The sequence below is a fragment of the Syntrophales bacterium genome, from assembly GCA_030655775.1.
In the GTDB taxonomy this organism is placed as follows: domain Bacteria; phylum Desulfobacterota; class Syntrophia; order Syntrophales; family JADFWA01; genus JAUSPI01.
In genome coordinates this window covers 16,072-31,134 of record JAUSPI010000127.1, presented here as the reverse complement: position 1 = coordinate 31,134, position 15,063 = coordinate 16,072, and the positions used below count along the sequence as shown (strand labels likewise).

General features: G+C 45.2%; 15 protein-coding genes and 1 pseudogene. 12 read left to right on the top strand and 4 right to left on the bottom strand.

The features are described from left to right. Window positions 1–228: 228 nt before the first annotated feature. The 3 genes from Q7J27_06895 to Q7J27_06885 form a co-directional block, all read right to left on the bottom strand. Window positions 229–1,071, bottom strand: a complete 843-nt coding sequence (locus Q7J27_06895) for a UbiA-like polyprenyltransferase (GenBank protein ID MDO9528871.1) — start codon at window positions 1,069–1,071, stop codon at window positions 229–231. 190 nt (window positions 1,072–1,261) lie between these two features. Continuing rightward, on the bottom strand, window positions 1,262–1,831 hold the full coding sequence (locus tag Q7J27_06890) for a flavin prenyltransferase UbiX (GenBank protein ID MDO9528870.1): 570 nt from the start codon (window positions 1,829–1,831) through the stop codon (window positions 1,262–1,264). Continuing rightward, a complete protein-coding gene (locus Q7J27_06885; protein ID MDO9528869.1) occupies window positions 1,828–3,279 on the bottom strand; it encodes a menaquinone biosynthesis decarboxylase in 1,452 nt (483 codons plus the stop codon). Before Q7J27_06885 ends, Q7J27_06890 begins: the two co-directional genes overlap by 4 nt. Before the next feature lie 476 nt (window positions 3,280–3,755). Here Q7J27_06885 and Q7J27_06880 point away from each other — a divergent pair. The 12 genes and pseudogenes from Q7J27_06880 to gap all read left to right on the top strand — a co-directional run bounded on the left by Q7J27_06880 (window position 3,756) and on the right by gap (window position 13,414). Continuing rightward, a pseudogene (locus tag Q7J27_06880) lies at window positions 3,756–4,187 on the top strand (flavin reductase family protein). Window positions 4,188–4,277: 90 nt separating this feature from the next. Beyond that, window positions 4,278–4,439, top strand: a complete 162-nt coding sequence (locus tag Q7J27_06875; protein MDO9528868.1) for a rubredoxin — start codon at window positions 4,278–4,280, stop codon at window positions 4,437–4,439. Between the two features lie 18 nt (window positions 4,440–4,457). Next, window positions 4,458–5,711, top strand: coding sequence for a multiheme c-type cytochrome (locus tag Q7J27_06870; GenBank protein ID MDO9528867.1), 1,254 nt, complete (start codon window positions 4,458–4,460; stop codon window positions 5,709–5,711). Window positions 5,712–5,743: 32 nt separating this feature from the next. Further along, window positions 5,744–6,931, top strand: coding sequence for an FprA family A-type flavoprotein (locus tag Q7J27_06865; GenBank protein ID MDO9528866.1), 1,188 nt, complete (start codon window positions 5,744–5,746; stop codon window positions 6,929–6,931). A 242-nt stretch (window positions 6,932–7,173) separates the two neighbouring features. Then, a complete protein-coding gene (locus tag Q7J27_06860; protein MDO9528865.1) occupies window positions 7,174–7,548 on the top strand; it encodes a desulfoferrodoxin in 375 nt (124 codons plus the stop codon). A gap of 66 nt (window positions 7,549–7,614) precedes the next feature. Then, on the top strand, window positions 7,615–8,469 hold the full coding sequence (locus Q7J27_06855; GenBank protein MDO9528864.1) for a ferritin-like domain-containing protein: 855 nt from the start codon (window positions 7,615–7,617) through the stop codon (window positions 8,467–8,469). Between the two features lie 266 nt (window positions 8,470–8,735). Then, entirely contained in the window at window positions 8,736–9,215 is a 480-nt protein-coding gene (locus tag Q7J27_06850) for a ferritin family protein (GenBank protein ID MDO9528863.1), read from the top strand. Window positions 9,216–9,233: 18 nt separating this feature from the next. Beyond that, complete coding sequence (locus Q7J27_06845; GenBank protein MDO9528862.1) at window positions 9,234–9,806, top strand: redoxin domain-containing protein; 573 nt, start codon at window positions 9,234–9,236, stop codon at window positions 9,804–9,806. Window positions 9,807–9,816: 10 nt separating this feature from the next. Beyond that, complete coding sequence (locus Q7J27_06840) at window positions 9,817–10,419, top strand: peroxiredoxin (protein ID MDO9528861.1); 603 nt, start codon at window positions 9,817–9,819, stop codon at window positions 10,417–10,419. Between the two features lie 8 nt (window positions 10,420–10,427). Beyond that, window positions 10,428–11,240 carry a TIGR02757 family protein gene (locus Q7J27_06835; GenBank protein MDO9528860.1) on the top strand — a complete coding sequence of 271 codons (813 nt, stop codon included), beginning with the start codon at window positions 10,428–10,430 and terminating at the stop codon, window positions 11,238–11,240. Between the two features lie 261 nt (window positions 11,241–11,501). Beyond that, window positions 11,502–12,242, top strand: coding sequence for a hypothetical protein (locus Q7J27_06830; GenBank protein MDO9528859.1), 741 nt, complete (start codon window positions 11,502–11,504; stop codon window positions 12,240–12,242). Window positions 12,243–12,403: 161 nt separating this feature from the next. Next, complete coding sequence (gene gap, locus Q7J27_06825) at window positions 12,404–13,414, top strand: type I glyceraldehyde-3-phosphate dehydrogenase (protein ID MDO9528858.1); 1,011 nt, start codon at window positions 12,404–12,406, stop codon at window positions 13,412–13,414. A gap of 162 nt (window positions 13,415–13,576) precedes the next feature. Here gap and Q7J27_06820 read toward each other — a convergent pair whose 3' ends face one another. Continuing rightward, entirely contained in the window at window positions 13,577–14,641 is a 1,065-nt protein-coding gene (locus tag Q7J27_06820; protein ID MDO9528857.1) for a tetraprenyl-beta-curcumene synthase family protein, read from the bottom strand. Between the last annotated feature and the right edge of the window lie 422 nt (window positions 14,642–15,063).

Sequence of the window (15,063 nt, the reverse complement as noted above, 5' to 3'; positions counted from 1 at the left end):
GCAATAAGGCGTTTTTCCTGTATCTGTTTCCCAAAAGCAGGCGGGACAACATTGATGCATTCGTAAAAAGTCAGCTTTTGTCACCCTGAATTTATTTCAGGGTCTCTAACTTGCTGAAATGATTAGATGCTGAAACAAGTTCAGCATGACAAGTTGTACACTTTATGACTTTTTGCGAAACCATCAACATTCATAATTCAGAATTAATATGCACCCTCACATCGGGACTTATGCCAGCGCCACAATAAAAAACATTGCGATACTGACAAAGCCGTTTATGGTAAAAAATGCCGTATTGACGCGCGAAAGGTCATAGGGCTTAACAATCCAGTGCTCACCGATCAAGAGAAGGGAGATGATGCCCAGGCCGTAAAAATAGATCGGCGTCAGATGGGCTGCCTGACCCGCCCAGTAGAAGCAAAAAAGAGTCAGGATATGAAAAAAAATGGAGATGTAAAGGGCGTTTTTTACACCAAACCTGACCGGAATAGAATGGATGCCGTTTTTTTTATCAAATTCATAATCGAGGCACGCGTAAAGAATATCAAAACCGGCTACCCAGAGGGCAACGCCGGCAAAGAGCCAGAGAGGAACAACGCCGAAAACGGGGTTCACCGCCAGCCACCCTCCAACAGGTGAGATGCCGATCGCCATACCCAGAAAAAGGTGAGTAAACCAGGTAAAGCGCTTCATGTAGGAATAGCTCATAACTACGATCAGGGCACAGGGTGACAGATAAAATACGAGCCAATTTAAACTATAGGCGGAGAAAAAGAACGCCACCACCCAGAAGATAATAAATCCATACACCCAATTCCGCGTGACCAGCCCCCCGGGCAGAGCCCTTTCTTTCGTGCGCGGATTTCTGGCATCTATCTTCATGTCCACGAGACGGTTGAAGGCCATGGCCACACTCCTCGCGCTGACCATCGCCACTAATATCCAGATGAGCTTATCAAGAGGCGGGACCCCACTTTGGGCCAGAAAAGCCCCGATATAGGCGAAGGGAAGAGCAAAGATACTGTGCTCAAATTTGATCATATTCAGGATAATTTTTATTTTTTTAAACATCTTTATACGAAAGTTCCGGGTTCAGAGTTCAAAGTTCCGAGTTGTAGTTGTAGGGTAGGCATTGTCCACCAACTTTCTTATTATGGGTGGCATGGACAAACTTGTTTGTCCGTGTTTCTTGATTATGTTTCTTTGCACGGACAAACAAGTTTGTCAATGCCACCCAGTCCTTTAACCTTTGATGGGGTAGTTAGGGATTCTTCATCATTTCTTCCCAGGATTTAACAAGTGTGTGCGCTAATCCCAAGTGGTCCAGTACCCGCGCCACAACAAAATTTACCAAATCCTGCACCGTCTCAGGCCTGTGATAAAAACCGGGCATAGCCGGAAGTATCGTCGCTCCGGCATTAGTAAGCCGAAGCATATTTTCAAGATGGATGGTGTTAAAAGGCGTTTCTCTCGGCACAAGAATCAGTGGCCTTTTTTCTTTAAGCATCACATCGGCAGTGCGTTGAATGATATTACGGGCCAGACCCTGGGAAATAGCCGCCAGGGTACCCATAGAGCAGGGCAGGACTATCATCGCTTCGGCTTTAACACTCCCGCTGGCTGCCGGAGCCCACCAGTCATCCTCAGCATACAAGGTGATCTCGGGCGGCAGCATCCCGGCAATGGGACTGCCAATTTCCCACTTCCAGACCTCCTCACCCACCTTGCTGATTAAACACTGCAGGGGCAGACCTTCCTTATGGAAATACTCAATAAGAGTCTTCGCATAAATAGCGCCGCTGGCGCCTGTAATGGCAAGGATATAGCTCATTTTTTGAGACCCAGGCTCTCCCATAATTTATCTATTTTCTCTTTTACTTCATCCGTCATTGTTATCACCGGTGGCCACTCCCTTGTAAAGCCTTCTTCCGGCCATTTACGCGTGGCATCTATACCCATTTTACTGCCGAGCATTGGCAGAGGCGAGGCATGGTCGAGGGCATCCACCGGACCTTCAACAAAGGCAATGTCTCTTTTAGGATCAATGTTGTTGCCCAAACGCCAGATCACTTCAGATATATCCTGAACATTTACCTCTTTATCAAAGATGACCACAATTTTCGTAAAAGCCATCTGTCCCAGGCCCCAGATGGCCTGCATGACTTTTCTCGCGTGTCCCGGATAGCGTTTGTCGATGGAGATAAAGGCCAAATTGTGAAACACGCCTTCGATGGGGAGGTTTATGTCCACAATCTCCGGCAACTGCTTTTTTATCAAGGGCAGGAACAACCGTTCGGTCGCCTTGGCCAGATAGCAATCCTCCTGCGGTGGCCTGCCGACGATTGTGGCCGGATAAATCAAGTCCTTTCTGTGAGTAATACAGGTAATATGAAAAACGGGATAATCATCCGCCAGGGAATAGTAGCCAGTATGATCGCCAAAGGGGCCTTCCCTGCGCCTCTCCCCCGGTTCAACATAACCTTCAAGGACGATCTGTGCACTTGCCGGCACTTCATGATCAACGGTAAGACACTTTACCAATTCCACCGGCTCTCCACGCAAAAATCCGGCAAAGAGTACCTCATCTATATCCTCCGGCAAAGGGGCGGTGGCCGCGTAGGTCATAACGGGATCCGGTCCGATCGCCACAGCGACTTCCAGGCGCCGGCCCTGTCCTTCCGCTATCCGGTAATGTTCTGCGCCGCCTTTATGGGGATGCCAGTGCATCCCGGTTGTCTTTTTGTCATAGACCTGCATCCGGTACATTCCTACATTACGCACCTGTGTGGCTGGATGTCTGGTAAATATAAGAGGCAGGGTAATGAACGGCCCTCCATCCGACGGCCAGCAATGTAAAACGGGAAATTTTGTTAAGTCCACCTCTTCGCCCTTCAACACCACTTCCTGGCAGGGTGCATTTTTCGTTAATTTGGGAAACATATTGCTCAGCCGCTTTAATTTGGGTATGAGCTTTAACTTCTTTATCAGGCTGTCGGGGGTTTCTACCTCCAGGAAGTCCAGAATCTGGCTTCCCAATTCATTCAGATTATCTACGCCCAGGGCCATACATGTTCGCTTAAAGGAACCGAAGGCATTGGTCACAACAGGCATGTCGCAACCCGTCACATTTTCAAATAGAAGCGCTGGGCCATATTGCTTACACACCCTGTCCGTAATCTCCGTGATTTCAAGATATGGGCTTACCGGCTCTCTGATACGCAGGAGTTCACCCGTCCTTTCCAAATCTTCTAAAAACACCTGTAAGTCTCGGTAGACCATACTTCACCTTAATAGCAGCAGGAAAAACAAACCCTGCGATTATTTCATATTCAGCACATTTTCAGTAATTTGCCCTTATACTAAATTCAGGGAAAGAATCAAAGCCATATTTGTATACTTTTTAACAATATCAGCCAGCATCAACCATATTTCCGGACATTTCTTCTTATTGAAGTCACATCCATTGGGTTCAGGAGTTTGTTTTATATTGCGCCCCTTACCCCGCCTACGAGGCGGGGCTTGCGGGTGCGCTGCCGGTCAGTAATGCTTAACTTACCGCTTTTTAGTACAAGGACTCATGCCGGTTATTAACCAGCATGATTTTTTACTTTATTTTTGACTTAGAATCGCTATAATATTATATGAATCTGAAAGAAAAGTTTGCCGGACACTCAATTGAAGGGCTGAGACCGTATGCCCTTAGTTCCTGCTCAGAGTAGTTGAAGGAAAAATTAAGCACTCGAAAGGAGAACGACATGAATAGCAAAGCTTTTCGAAATATAAGCTACGGTCTTTACATTGTTACTTCACGTAAAGAAGACAAGATTAACGGACAGACAGTAGATGCTGCCTTTCAAGTAACTTCCTCCCCCCCCACCATTGCAATCTGCATCAACAAACAAAATCTAACCCATGAATACATCTCTGACAGCGGGGTCTTCGGTGTTTCAATCCTCGCTCAGGACGCCCCGCTAAATCTGATAGGCAATTTTGGATTCAAATCCGGTCGTGACATAGATAAATTCGGTAACATTAATTACAAGATGGGTGAAACAAACGTCCCTATAATTTTAGATGATACACTGGCTTACTTAGAGGCAAAGGTAATCGACCGACTGGAGCTGAGTACACACACCCTGTTTATAGGCGAGGTAGTGGCGGCTGAGGTAATTAAAGAGGGCGAGCCGATGACATACGCCTATTATCACCAGATAAAAGGGGGCACGACCCCCAAAACTGCCCCAACTTATATCGAGGAGGAGAAAAAGATGGAAAGTCTGCCGAAATATGAGTGTTCAGTTTGCGGATATGTTTATGATCCTGAAAAGGGAGATCCCGATGGTGGGATCGCTCCCGGAACGCCCTTCGAGGAGATCCCTGATGATTGGGTATGCCCCGTCTGTAGTGTGAGCAAAGATGATTTTGAAAGGGTGGCTTAACAAGAAAGGAGGTTGGGTATGAAGAGATTTTCTGTCTTTTTTTTCGCCTCCCTGATGACGCTGCTATTTATGGCAGGCATTGCTTCAGCAGAAGATGGAAAAGTCTGTATTAACTGCCATCGTATAGTAACACCTCTGCTCGTCAAGGATTGGCAAGCCAGTGAACATAGTAATAACGATGTGGCCTGTCCTGTCTGCCATGGCTCCGAACACAAAGGCAAAAAGACCGTCCATCTGGCCGTGATGCCTACCGAGGTCACCTGTTCCGAATGTCATCCGGAACAGTTTGGTCAATTCTCCAAAGGAAAACACAATTTCGGGTGGACCTCCTTGAATGCCATTCCCGTTACCCACATGGAACCTGACGAACTGATGGAAGGGGGGAAGGGGTGCGGCGGATGCCACAATATGGGAATAAAGTCGGATGCCCAGAAAAAGGAGTTGCGTGAAAAAGGCTATAGTTACCGGACCAATTCGTGCGATGAATGCCATACACGGCATACCTTCTCTAAGAAAGAGGCACAGGACCCCAAAGCGTGCCAGACATGCCACATGGGGTTCGACCATCCTCAGTGGGAGATGTATGAAAGCTCCAAACACGGGGTGAGGTATGCGATGAAGGAGATAGGCAGATTGCCCAAAGACGCGGCTGCTCCTACCTGTCAGTTCTGTCACCTCCCCAACGGGACCCATACCAATAAAGTGGCCTGGGGCTTCTTGGCGGTACGGCTCCCTCTGCCCAAGGACAAACAATGGGCGGAGGACCAGACCACAATCCTGAAGGCGTTGGGGGTATTGGATCCGGAGGGGAAACCAACCGCCCGGCTGGATGCCGTTAAAGCGGTCGATATGGTGCGGCTGACCGAAGAGGACTGGAAAGCCGAGCGGGAGAAGATGATTAAGACCTGCAAAAAGTGCCATTCTGAAAAATATGCCAGGGGAGAACTTGAAAAAGGCGACCAGATGATCAGAAAGGCAGACCGCTTAATGGCTGAAGGGATAAAGATCGTGGCTGATCTTTACAAAGACGGTATTTTGAAAAAACCGGCACATTACTCCTATGCTTATCCCGATTTTCTTCACTTCTATAAAACCGGAGGTTATATCGATCAGGTACTCTTCGATATGTACATGAAACACCGGATGAGGACTTATCAGGGGGTGTTTCATGCCAATCCGGATTATGCTTACTGGTATGGATGGGCAGCTATGACCAAGGATCTGGATAAAATCAAAAAACTTGCCGGGGATTTGAGGTTTAAGGCTAAGTAAGACCGAAAGAAAATAGAAGGGGGTCTTGAAAAATGAGTGTTCCACGACAATTAAAACAGAACATTTACTCTGTCGGGGCAATTGATTGGGATAGAAGGTTATTTGATGAACTCATCCCGCTTCCCGACGGCACAAGCTATAACGCCTATTTAATAAAAGGCGGAGAAAAAACGGTGCTGATAGATACGGTGAATCCGACTATGGCGGGCGTGCTGTCAAAAAATCTCAGCCAGCTCGGGATTGAACATATAGACTACATCGTTGCCAATCACGCCGAGCAGGACCACTCCGGATCATTACCGCAGGTGCTCGATTTGTATCCCGATGCTCAAGTTGTCTGCACACCAAAATGTAAAGACTTGCTCATGGCACTCCTCCTGATCCCTGAGAATAAGTTCTTAACGGTTGAGGATGGGGAGACGTTATCATTAGGAGAAAAGACGCTGGAGTTCATTCATTCGCCATGGGTGCACTGGCCGGAGACGATGGTAACGTATTTAAGGGAAGAAAATATCCTCTTTTCCTGCGATTTCTTCGGTTCCCATCTGGCAACAAGTAATCTGTTTGTCACTGATGAAGGAAGGGTCTATGAAGCGGCCAAGAGATACTATGCCGAGATAATGATGCCATTCAGGACAATTATCAGGAAAAACCTGGAAAAGATAAAAAGTCTCGAGATAGAGATCATCGCGCCAAGTCACGGCCCGGTATATGACAAGCCGGCCTTTATTGTCGAAGCCTATCGTGACTGGACTTCCGACGATGTCAAGAATGAAGTGGTTATCCCCTATATTTCGATGCATGGCAGCACACGAAAGATGGTCGGCTATTTTGTGGAGGCCCTGATTGAAAGGGGCATCACGGTAAAGCAGTTCAATTTAGCTCAAACCGACATTGGTCAGCTGGCGATGTCCTTAGTAGATGCCGCTACAGTTGTAATCGGCTCGCCTACAGTTCTGGTCGGTCCGCATCCGAATGTTGTTTATGCGGTTTATCTTGCCAATGCCCTGAGGCCAAAAGTGAAATTCGCATCAATTATCGGCTCCTACGGGTGGGGCGGCAAAATGGTGGAACAAATTGCGGGAATGATCCCGAATTTAAAGGTAGAAATACTTGACCCAGTTGTTGTGAAAGGATTTCCAAAAGAAGAGGATTTCAAGGCATTGGACGGATTGGCAGATAAAATATTAAACAAACACAAGGAACTCAATATCGTTTGAAAATTGATGCTTTCGTAAAAAGTCTTTTTTTGTCACCCAAAATCATGTCCTGAACTTGTTTCAGGATCATTCAGGGTCTCTAACTTATTGAAATGTTTAGATGCTGAAACAAGTTCAGCATGACAAATGACAGATTTTGAGACTTTTTAAGAGACTGTGAAGCTCCCCGCCCACAGGGCGGGGCTTGCGGGATGCGCTCCCGGTCAAAATTAAAGCTTAAATCCAGGAAGGAGGAAATAACCATGACAAAGAGACTCCAGATTTACAAGTGTGAAGTCTGCGGAAACATTGTAGAAATGCTCCACGAGGGGGTCGGAGAGCTTGTGTGCTGCAACCAGCCCATGAAGCTCTTTGAGGAAAACACTGTGGATGCTGCCAAGGAGAAGCATGTCCCCGTAATGGAAAAGACAACAAGCGGTACTAAAGTGAAGGTGGGCAGCGTTGCTCATCCCATGGAGGAGAAACACTATATCGAATGGATCGAGATTATTGCAGACGGAAAAGCTTACCGTCAGTTTTTAAATCCTGGAGATGCACCGGAAGCCACTTTTAACATCGAGGCAGGAAATGTGACAGTCCGTGAATATTGCAATGTGCATGGCCTGTGGAAAGCGTAATGTCCATTACGTAAAACGGCGGTGAGGCAGAATAATCATTGCCAAATTAGTACAGGGAGGTCATTCATGGAAAAGCAAGCATTGATTGACATGTTAAACAGGGACATTGCCGATGAGCATGCAGCCATCATACGCTATCTCGTTCACGGTTATATGGAAGGAGAAGACACACCTCTTGGTGCGAGCCTCATTTCCATTACCAGGGAGGAGATGTGGCATATGCACTGGCTAGGTATGATCATAGGCAAGCTGGGAGGAGAACCCAATTTTATACCTGCTCCGTATCCCCACGATCCGACCAGCAGGGCTACTATGCTCAAATCCTACGTTGAATATGAGGAGAAACTGATCCCTCATTACAACGGAGAAGCGGATAAAGTTGATGATCCCCATATCAGGCGGGTCCTCCAAAGAGAAGCATCGGAATCGGCTATCCATGCCAGGAAGTTTCAGCGAAAACTGGACAAGCTAAACCCGGAAGAGGCAGCTGGTCTTCCGGGAGAAGAAAGTGAATTGCCTAAGGAACTGTTAGATAAGTTGCAGGCAGAAGTCACAAGTAAATACACGGAGATGCTGCAGCATCTCCGCACTTCCTGGGTTTTCCAGCAACATGAAACCACCGGCTGGAAGATCATGGATCAGGCCATGGAAAAGATGAAACAGCTTGCACACTTTGCCGAAAACATCGCCGAGGATGGTATTCCACCTGATTTTAAACCCGGACAGATAGATAAAAGTCATGCTATTGGAGCAGCCCTGAAAAAAGCATTGGAGGATGTCCGGGCGGCTCGGGAACGCCACCTGAAGTTGAGCGAGGACAGCGAGGTCAAAAAACATTCCGGACTTGTCATCAACATGGATCTCACCATCCAACAGGAGGAATATCAGAGAGCAGAACTTGAAGACTGGGGTAAAAAATAGGTTATTAATGAAAGCACGGAAACGGGAGACATACCATACAATCACCGGTGCGCCACTGAAAACTCTATTCAGTAAAGACCGTCTACAGTACGATTCTACATGCGTATTCTTATTCAAAAAATGAAGGGGGTGTGACTTAAGTGAAAAAAGATGAAAAAGCATGGAATCCTTTGGATTGTAATCGTTCTGTTTATCATCGGAGGAATGATGCTTTTTCGATGGTTTGAGAAAAAACACCTCTAATCGCAGAAAAAAAGGAGTCTAATATGAGTGACTTCGAAGCAAGTGATATTCTTGAGATTGCCATTAGAATTGAGGAGAATGGGGGTAGTTTCTACCGTTATGCCGCTCAGATAGCAGAGGACGAAAAGACAAAAAGAATATTCACTTATCTTGCCGATGAGGAAGATAAGCACAAAATTACTTTTGAAGATATACTTTCAAAAATAGAGAAACATAAACTGCCGGAAAGTTATCCGGGAGAGTATGGCGGCTATCTTCGAGATTACGTCGATGGCAACATTGTCTTTACAAGGGATGCCCTGAATTCAGAATTGTCAAAGATTAAAGATACACTCACAGCCTTAAATTTCGCAATCCGCTGTGAGTTGGATTCCATATTATACTATCACGAAATCAAAAGATTCCTTTCCAAAAGTCAGCAAGACTTTATTGACAAGATCATAGATGAGGAACGAAAGCATTTTGAGACGCTGTCAGAAATTAAGAAACGTTATAAAAGATAGAGAAAGAGAGGTAAAGCAATGAAAAGAATACTTATACACGTTATAGTAATCGCCGTATTTTCTCTGATAATCACCTTACCCGTTTCGGCTGCAACGCAGCCTCCGGCAACTGGTAGCGTGTTACCGGAGATAAAACTTACGGTGCCTGCAAATAATGACTATAAAAACTATCTCGGTCTTTCCCGTGGTGATTTTTTCAAAATTCCACAGATCAAGGCCAATGTGGTCATCATTGAAATTATGAATATGTACTGTCCCCACTGCCAGGCAAGCGCACACAAGGTAAACGAACTATATCGTATAATCGAAAACAATCCCGCGCTGAAAAATAAAATCAAGTTGATAGGCATCGCAGCAGGAAATTCCACCTATGAAGCAGAGGTGTTCAGGAAAAGATACGATGTTCCTTTCCCTCTTTTTGAAGATGGAGATTTTTCCATCCACAAGGTCGTGGGAGAGGTCAGAACTCCATATTTTATAGGAATTAGAATTGATGACGGGGTTCCCAAGGTCTTCTATTCCAAACTCGGCGGCTTCGAAAAGGCCGATCAATTTCTGGAGCTATTACTTAAACTGTCCGGATTGAAGTAGGAGGTGAACAATGAAAAAATTTAGTTATCTCAATTTGCTGTCAGGAATTATAATTATTTTCTTCCTAACTGCAACGGCCTACGGCCTTTCAGACGTCTATAAGGATAACATTTACTTTCCAAAAAATCTCAAGCCCACAGACAGTGTTTTGAAGGTAAAGGTTGGTGATCGTGCTCCCGACTTCACACTTCCCTCAGTCGCCGGGGAGAAAATTTTTCTCAGTTGGTACCTTGGAAAAAAGAATGTAGTCATCTCTTTCGTGCCTGCCGCATGGACACCGGTCTGTTCTGACCAGTGGCCCGGTTATGGCATTGTGAAAGACATATTCGATGAAAATGATGCCATTCTCCTTGGAATATCGGTTGACAATATTCCAACTCTTTTTGCATGGACAAACCAGATGGGGAAGCTGTGGTTTCCGATTCTTTCCGACTTCTGGCCTCATGGCAAAGTAGCTGATAGTTATGGGGTGCTCCGTTCCGATGGAGTTGCGGAAAGGGCAATTATTATAATAGATAAGAAAGGGAGTATCCGTTATGTTGACGTTCATGATATCAACAAAAGGCCTCGCCTCGAGTCGATTGTCGGTGAACTGGAAAATTTGAATAAATAAGAGCTGATATGTCACCACTGCTGTTAGAAGAAGCACTCGAACATCTGTACGAAAAATACAACAGGCACGAGTTCATTCATCCTGATCCACTTGAATTTCTCTATTGTTACGATAATCTTCATGATCGGGAAATTGCGGGACTTCTCGCCTCTTCGCTTGCCTACGGCAGAGTTTCTCAGATACTAAAAAGTATTTCAACTGTTCTTGAAAAAATGGCTCCGTCCCCATCTCGTTTTCTTGAAGACGCCTCAATGAAATCACTTTTACACACGTTTTCCGACTTTAAGCACAGGTTTACTACCGGTGATGAACTTGCAGTAATGCTCTACGGCGCTAAACGCGTTATAACGAAATACGGTTCACTCTATGCATGTTTTAAATCCGCTCTCGGCAACGACGCCGACACAATCCGACCGGCGCTTACCTCGTTTGTAAAAGAATTACGTGCCGGCTTTAATACCGAGAATAACAGCCTGTTACCTTCACCGGAAAAAGGCAGCGCATGCAAGAGGCTCAATCTTTTTCTCCGATGGATGGTACGGAAGGATTCCGTGGACCCCGGTGGATGGGACGATGTGCCGCCTGCGAGGCTAATTGTGCCGCTCGATACACATCTTCACAGGATATGCCTCATATTAGGACTTACAAAACGGAAACAGGCAGACATGAAAACGGCCATCGAAATAACAGATTCATTCAGAATGGTTAACCCTCACGACCCGGTACGGTACGATTTTGCCCTGACGCGTCTGGGAATCAGGAAAGATGCCAGCCTTGAACTGAACAGCGAGCGCATTCCCCGCTGCTTGCGGCGGGGTTAGCGAGCGAATATAAAATAAACATTTTCCTTAACAGCTCCACTATGCCGTTTTACGGCATTACAATTGGAAGTAACTTATGTTTTGACAAATGCGTTATTTCGGGCAGATATTAAGAAATGTTAACCACTTACAACGTATTTGCGAATTTAAGTTACTTGAAAGTCGGAGCTTCCCCGCAACTTGTTGCGGGGAGCTTCAATCATTTTTATATCGCTGCCGGGCACGAAAAGTAGCATAGCCTACAAGAAGGAGTATTGACTCATGAAGACCAACAAGTCACAAATTCTCTTCGGCTTATCACTGGTTTTACTGTCAGCAATCTTTTACTTCATCCATTATGCAGTCTTCAGGGACGCACACCATATTTTCATTTATCTCGTTGGCGATGTCGCCTTCGTCTTTATCGAGGTGCTTCTCGTTACCCTGATTATACACCAGCTGTTATCCCATCGAGAAAAACGGGCACTGCTGAAAAAGATGAACATGGCGATAGGAGCCTTCTTTAGCGAAGTCGGAACGGGGCTTCTGAAAATATTTTCTGACTTTAACCTCCATTCCGCCAAAATCGATAAAGTCTTTATCGTGGATGATGACTGGACCGATCAGAAGTTTCTAAGCGTCAGCAAGACTTTCAATAATTACGACCATGAAATTGATTGTAATAAGGGTGATTTGAACAATCTGCTCAATTTTCTTAAAAGCAAGAGAAATTTTTTGATAAACCTGCTCCAGAATCCGAATCTATTGGAACATGAATCCTTCACAAACCTTCTCTGGGCCGTCTTTCACTTAACAGAAGAATTAGAAAGCAGGGCGGACGTCGGGAATCTTTCTGATACCGACTGTGAACACATAGCCGGTGATATAAAAAGGGCATATGTCTTACTAATTTCAGAATGGTTACTATACATGAAACATTTGAGGAATGATTATCCGTATCTGTTCTCTCTTGCCATAAGAACAAATCCTTTTGATCCGTATGCCTCACCGGAGGTAAAATAAATAATTGAGAAGTTGAAGGGTTATGCTGTAATAAAAAATCCCTTACTTGCCTGCGAGGAAGGCAATCTGAAAAACTTGCAAATTTTCCTTGCAGGGAAAAGAAACTTTTTGATAAGCTGATTTTAAATTCAATTTATCTGGATAACTAAAGGAGAAATTTTATGGTTCGCATCGGCATTAATGGATTTGGCAGGATAGGCCGTCAAGTTATGAAAGCTGTAATGGAAAGGCATCCTGAATCTCTGCAGGTCGTGGCTGTCAACGACCTCTTCGACGTGGAAATAAACGCCCATCTTTTTAAGTACGACTCAAACTACGGTCGTTTCCATGGAGAAGTTAAAGTTGAGAAAAATAGTCTTACCGTTAACGGTCACAAAATTAAGAGCTTTGCACTTCGCGACCCTGCGTCTATCCCCTGGAAAGAAGAGGGTGTGGATATAGTAGTCGAAAGTACAGGCTTCTTCCGGACCGGCCCCGAGGCATCAGCCCATCTTGAGGGTGGCGCCAAAAAGGTGATCATCACCGCTCCGGCAACAGAAGAAGATCTGACTGTGGTCATGGGAGTCAACCATAAGACCTACCGTCCCAAAGAGCACCACATCATTTCAAACGCCTCATGTACCACAAACTGCTTGGCTCCACCCGTCCTAGTCATTCACGAAGCCTTCGGCATAAAAAAAGCTATGATGACGACTATCCACGCATATACCACCGATCAGCGCATTCTGGACCTGGCGCATCAAGATCTCCGGCGAGCTCGAGCCGCAGGACAAAATATAATTCCTACCACGACCGGTGCAGCGAGAGCGATTTCTCTGGTAATACCTGATTTAAAGGGCCGTTTCGACGGTTATGCACTCAGGGTGCCCACCCCAACGGTCTCCGTAGTAGATTTTGTGGCCGAGTTGGAAAAAGAAACCAATACTGAGGAATTGCGAACAGTTTTGAAAAAAGCTGCCGGAGGAACACTCAAAGACATTATGGATTGTGAAGAGGAACCATTGGTCTCGGTAGATTTCAAGGGCAATCCTTTCTCCTCAATCGTGGACATGGAATTTACACAGGTTTTACAGGGCACCATGGCAAAGGTTGTCGCATGGTATGACAATGAGTGGGGTTATTCATGCCGCGTCGCCGATCTCGCAAACTACATGGCTGAGAAAGGTTTTTAATCCACAGATTTCGCAGATTACACGGATTACTCTAATCACTTGAAGTGCGATGCGAAATCTGTAGGGGTTAATTCCCCGCAGCTTGCTGCGACAGGAAAGATAAAACACTTATTTTGATACCCCGCTGCTTGCGGCGGGGTAGTTCATTCGAGGCGGATATAATTAACCATAATACTTTATCCGCCGATAAATCCATCCATTTAGGTAGAAAAAGAGTGCCGACCAGCCACCGAGGCGAATAATCTTTTTTGCCATCCGATAAACTATTTCTTGCCTTCCAATTTTTTTATCTGAAAGATAAACACCGAGTAACCCACGATTAATCATTTGATGAAATCTTGTGTTGGGCAATCGGGAAACGCTTCTATCCGCCTGTTTAAAAAAATGAGTGACTCGTTTTAACATTTCCTCATTGTTTTCATAATAGAAACAGAAATTCAGATCGCCACCGACTCTGTCCTCTTCCTGATCGATAAGGTAATCCAGCAGGATATGCAGCCCCTGTACCCATGGAAAATAGGAGGCTCTAACCTGCGGGGCTATATCGCCCGAGTATTCATCATTAAACGCATAAGCAACAAGGCAGAAGATGCCAAGAGTCGAACCGCAACATGCCGAAAATTCATACCAGCTCATCTCTGGCAGTTTGTCTTGATAAGATTGAAACCAATCCTTCAAACGAGGGACACGCTCATCTACTTTAACGTGTTTGTATACCTGTAAGTCACAATAATAACCTGCCAGTTCATATAGCACAGAAGAAATCTTATCGTACGATGGAAGTCTTTTCAGTACTTCCTGACATGTCTCCACAAGGGACACCAGATAGCCGCCATCATCCCGTTCGCCATGAAATCGATAATAATCTAAACTCGCAGCTTCCGGGGTTAACGCATGAAGCATCGACTGATGAAGAGCGCGAAAATCGACCGGATCCAACGAAGTACTCCGATCACACAAATTATCAAGGTAATCGCTGATTGTTTGGTAGGCAACAATAAAACGAATTGCATCACTCCTGTTTTCACCGGCTAACAATCCAAGAATGGACCCACCTTCACAATGAAAGGTTTTTGTCTTGATGCTCATCAATGCCTGTTTTTGAAGCTCCGGATCCGGAATCTGCCCTGCACGTTCTTTCCACCCATTCAGGTAACGATAAACATCCGGAAGCACTTTCAAATAGACTTCTGTAGTCATTGTGCATACAGAGGCTGGAATTTTCACCGGCTTAAACTCCTTCATCCACACTAAGACTTCTGACGCTCAGGAACGGACCACTGATAATTTGAGATATCTCTTCAACTGCATAATCTTCCATGTTACAGAAATCAATCATACTTAAAAGAATACGGGAAAGAGAGGGCAGTTTTAGAAAGAATGTTATTCTTGATAAGAATTTTATGAATTTACCTAATACACAAAGCACAACGGTGTGTCAAGGTTTGAGGGATTGAGGTTTTGGATTTGCAGGAAGGCGGGAAGAAATAGATGAAGAATTGACCCAGAGAAAGGTCCCGACCGGAACAGGGGCAGACTGAACGATCCATAAGGCATTGAACTCGCTCCTCAGACTTTACTTTTCAAGAAGATTATAATAACATCTTTCCGCAAATTATACACTGCAAAAGGCCTTTAAAAATATAGAT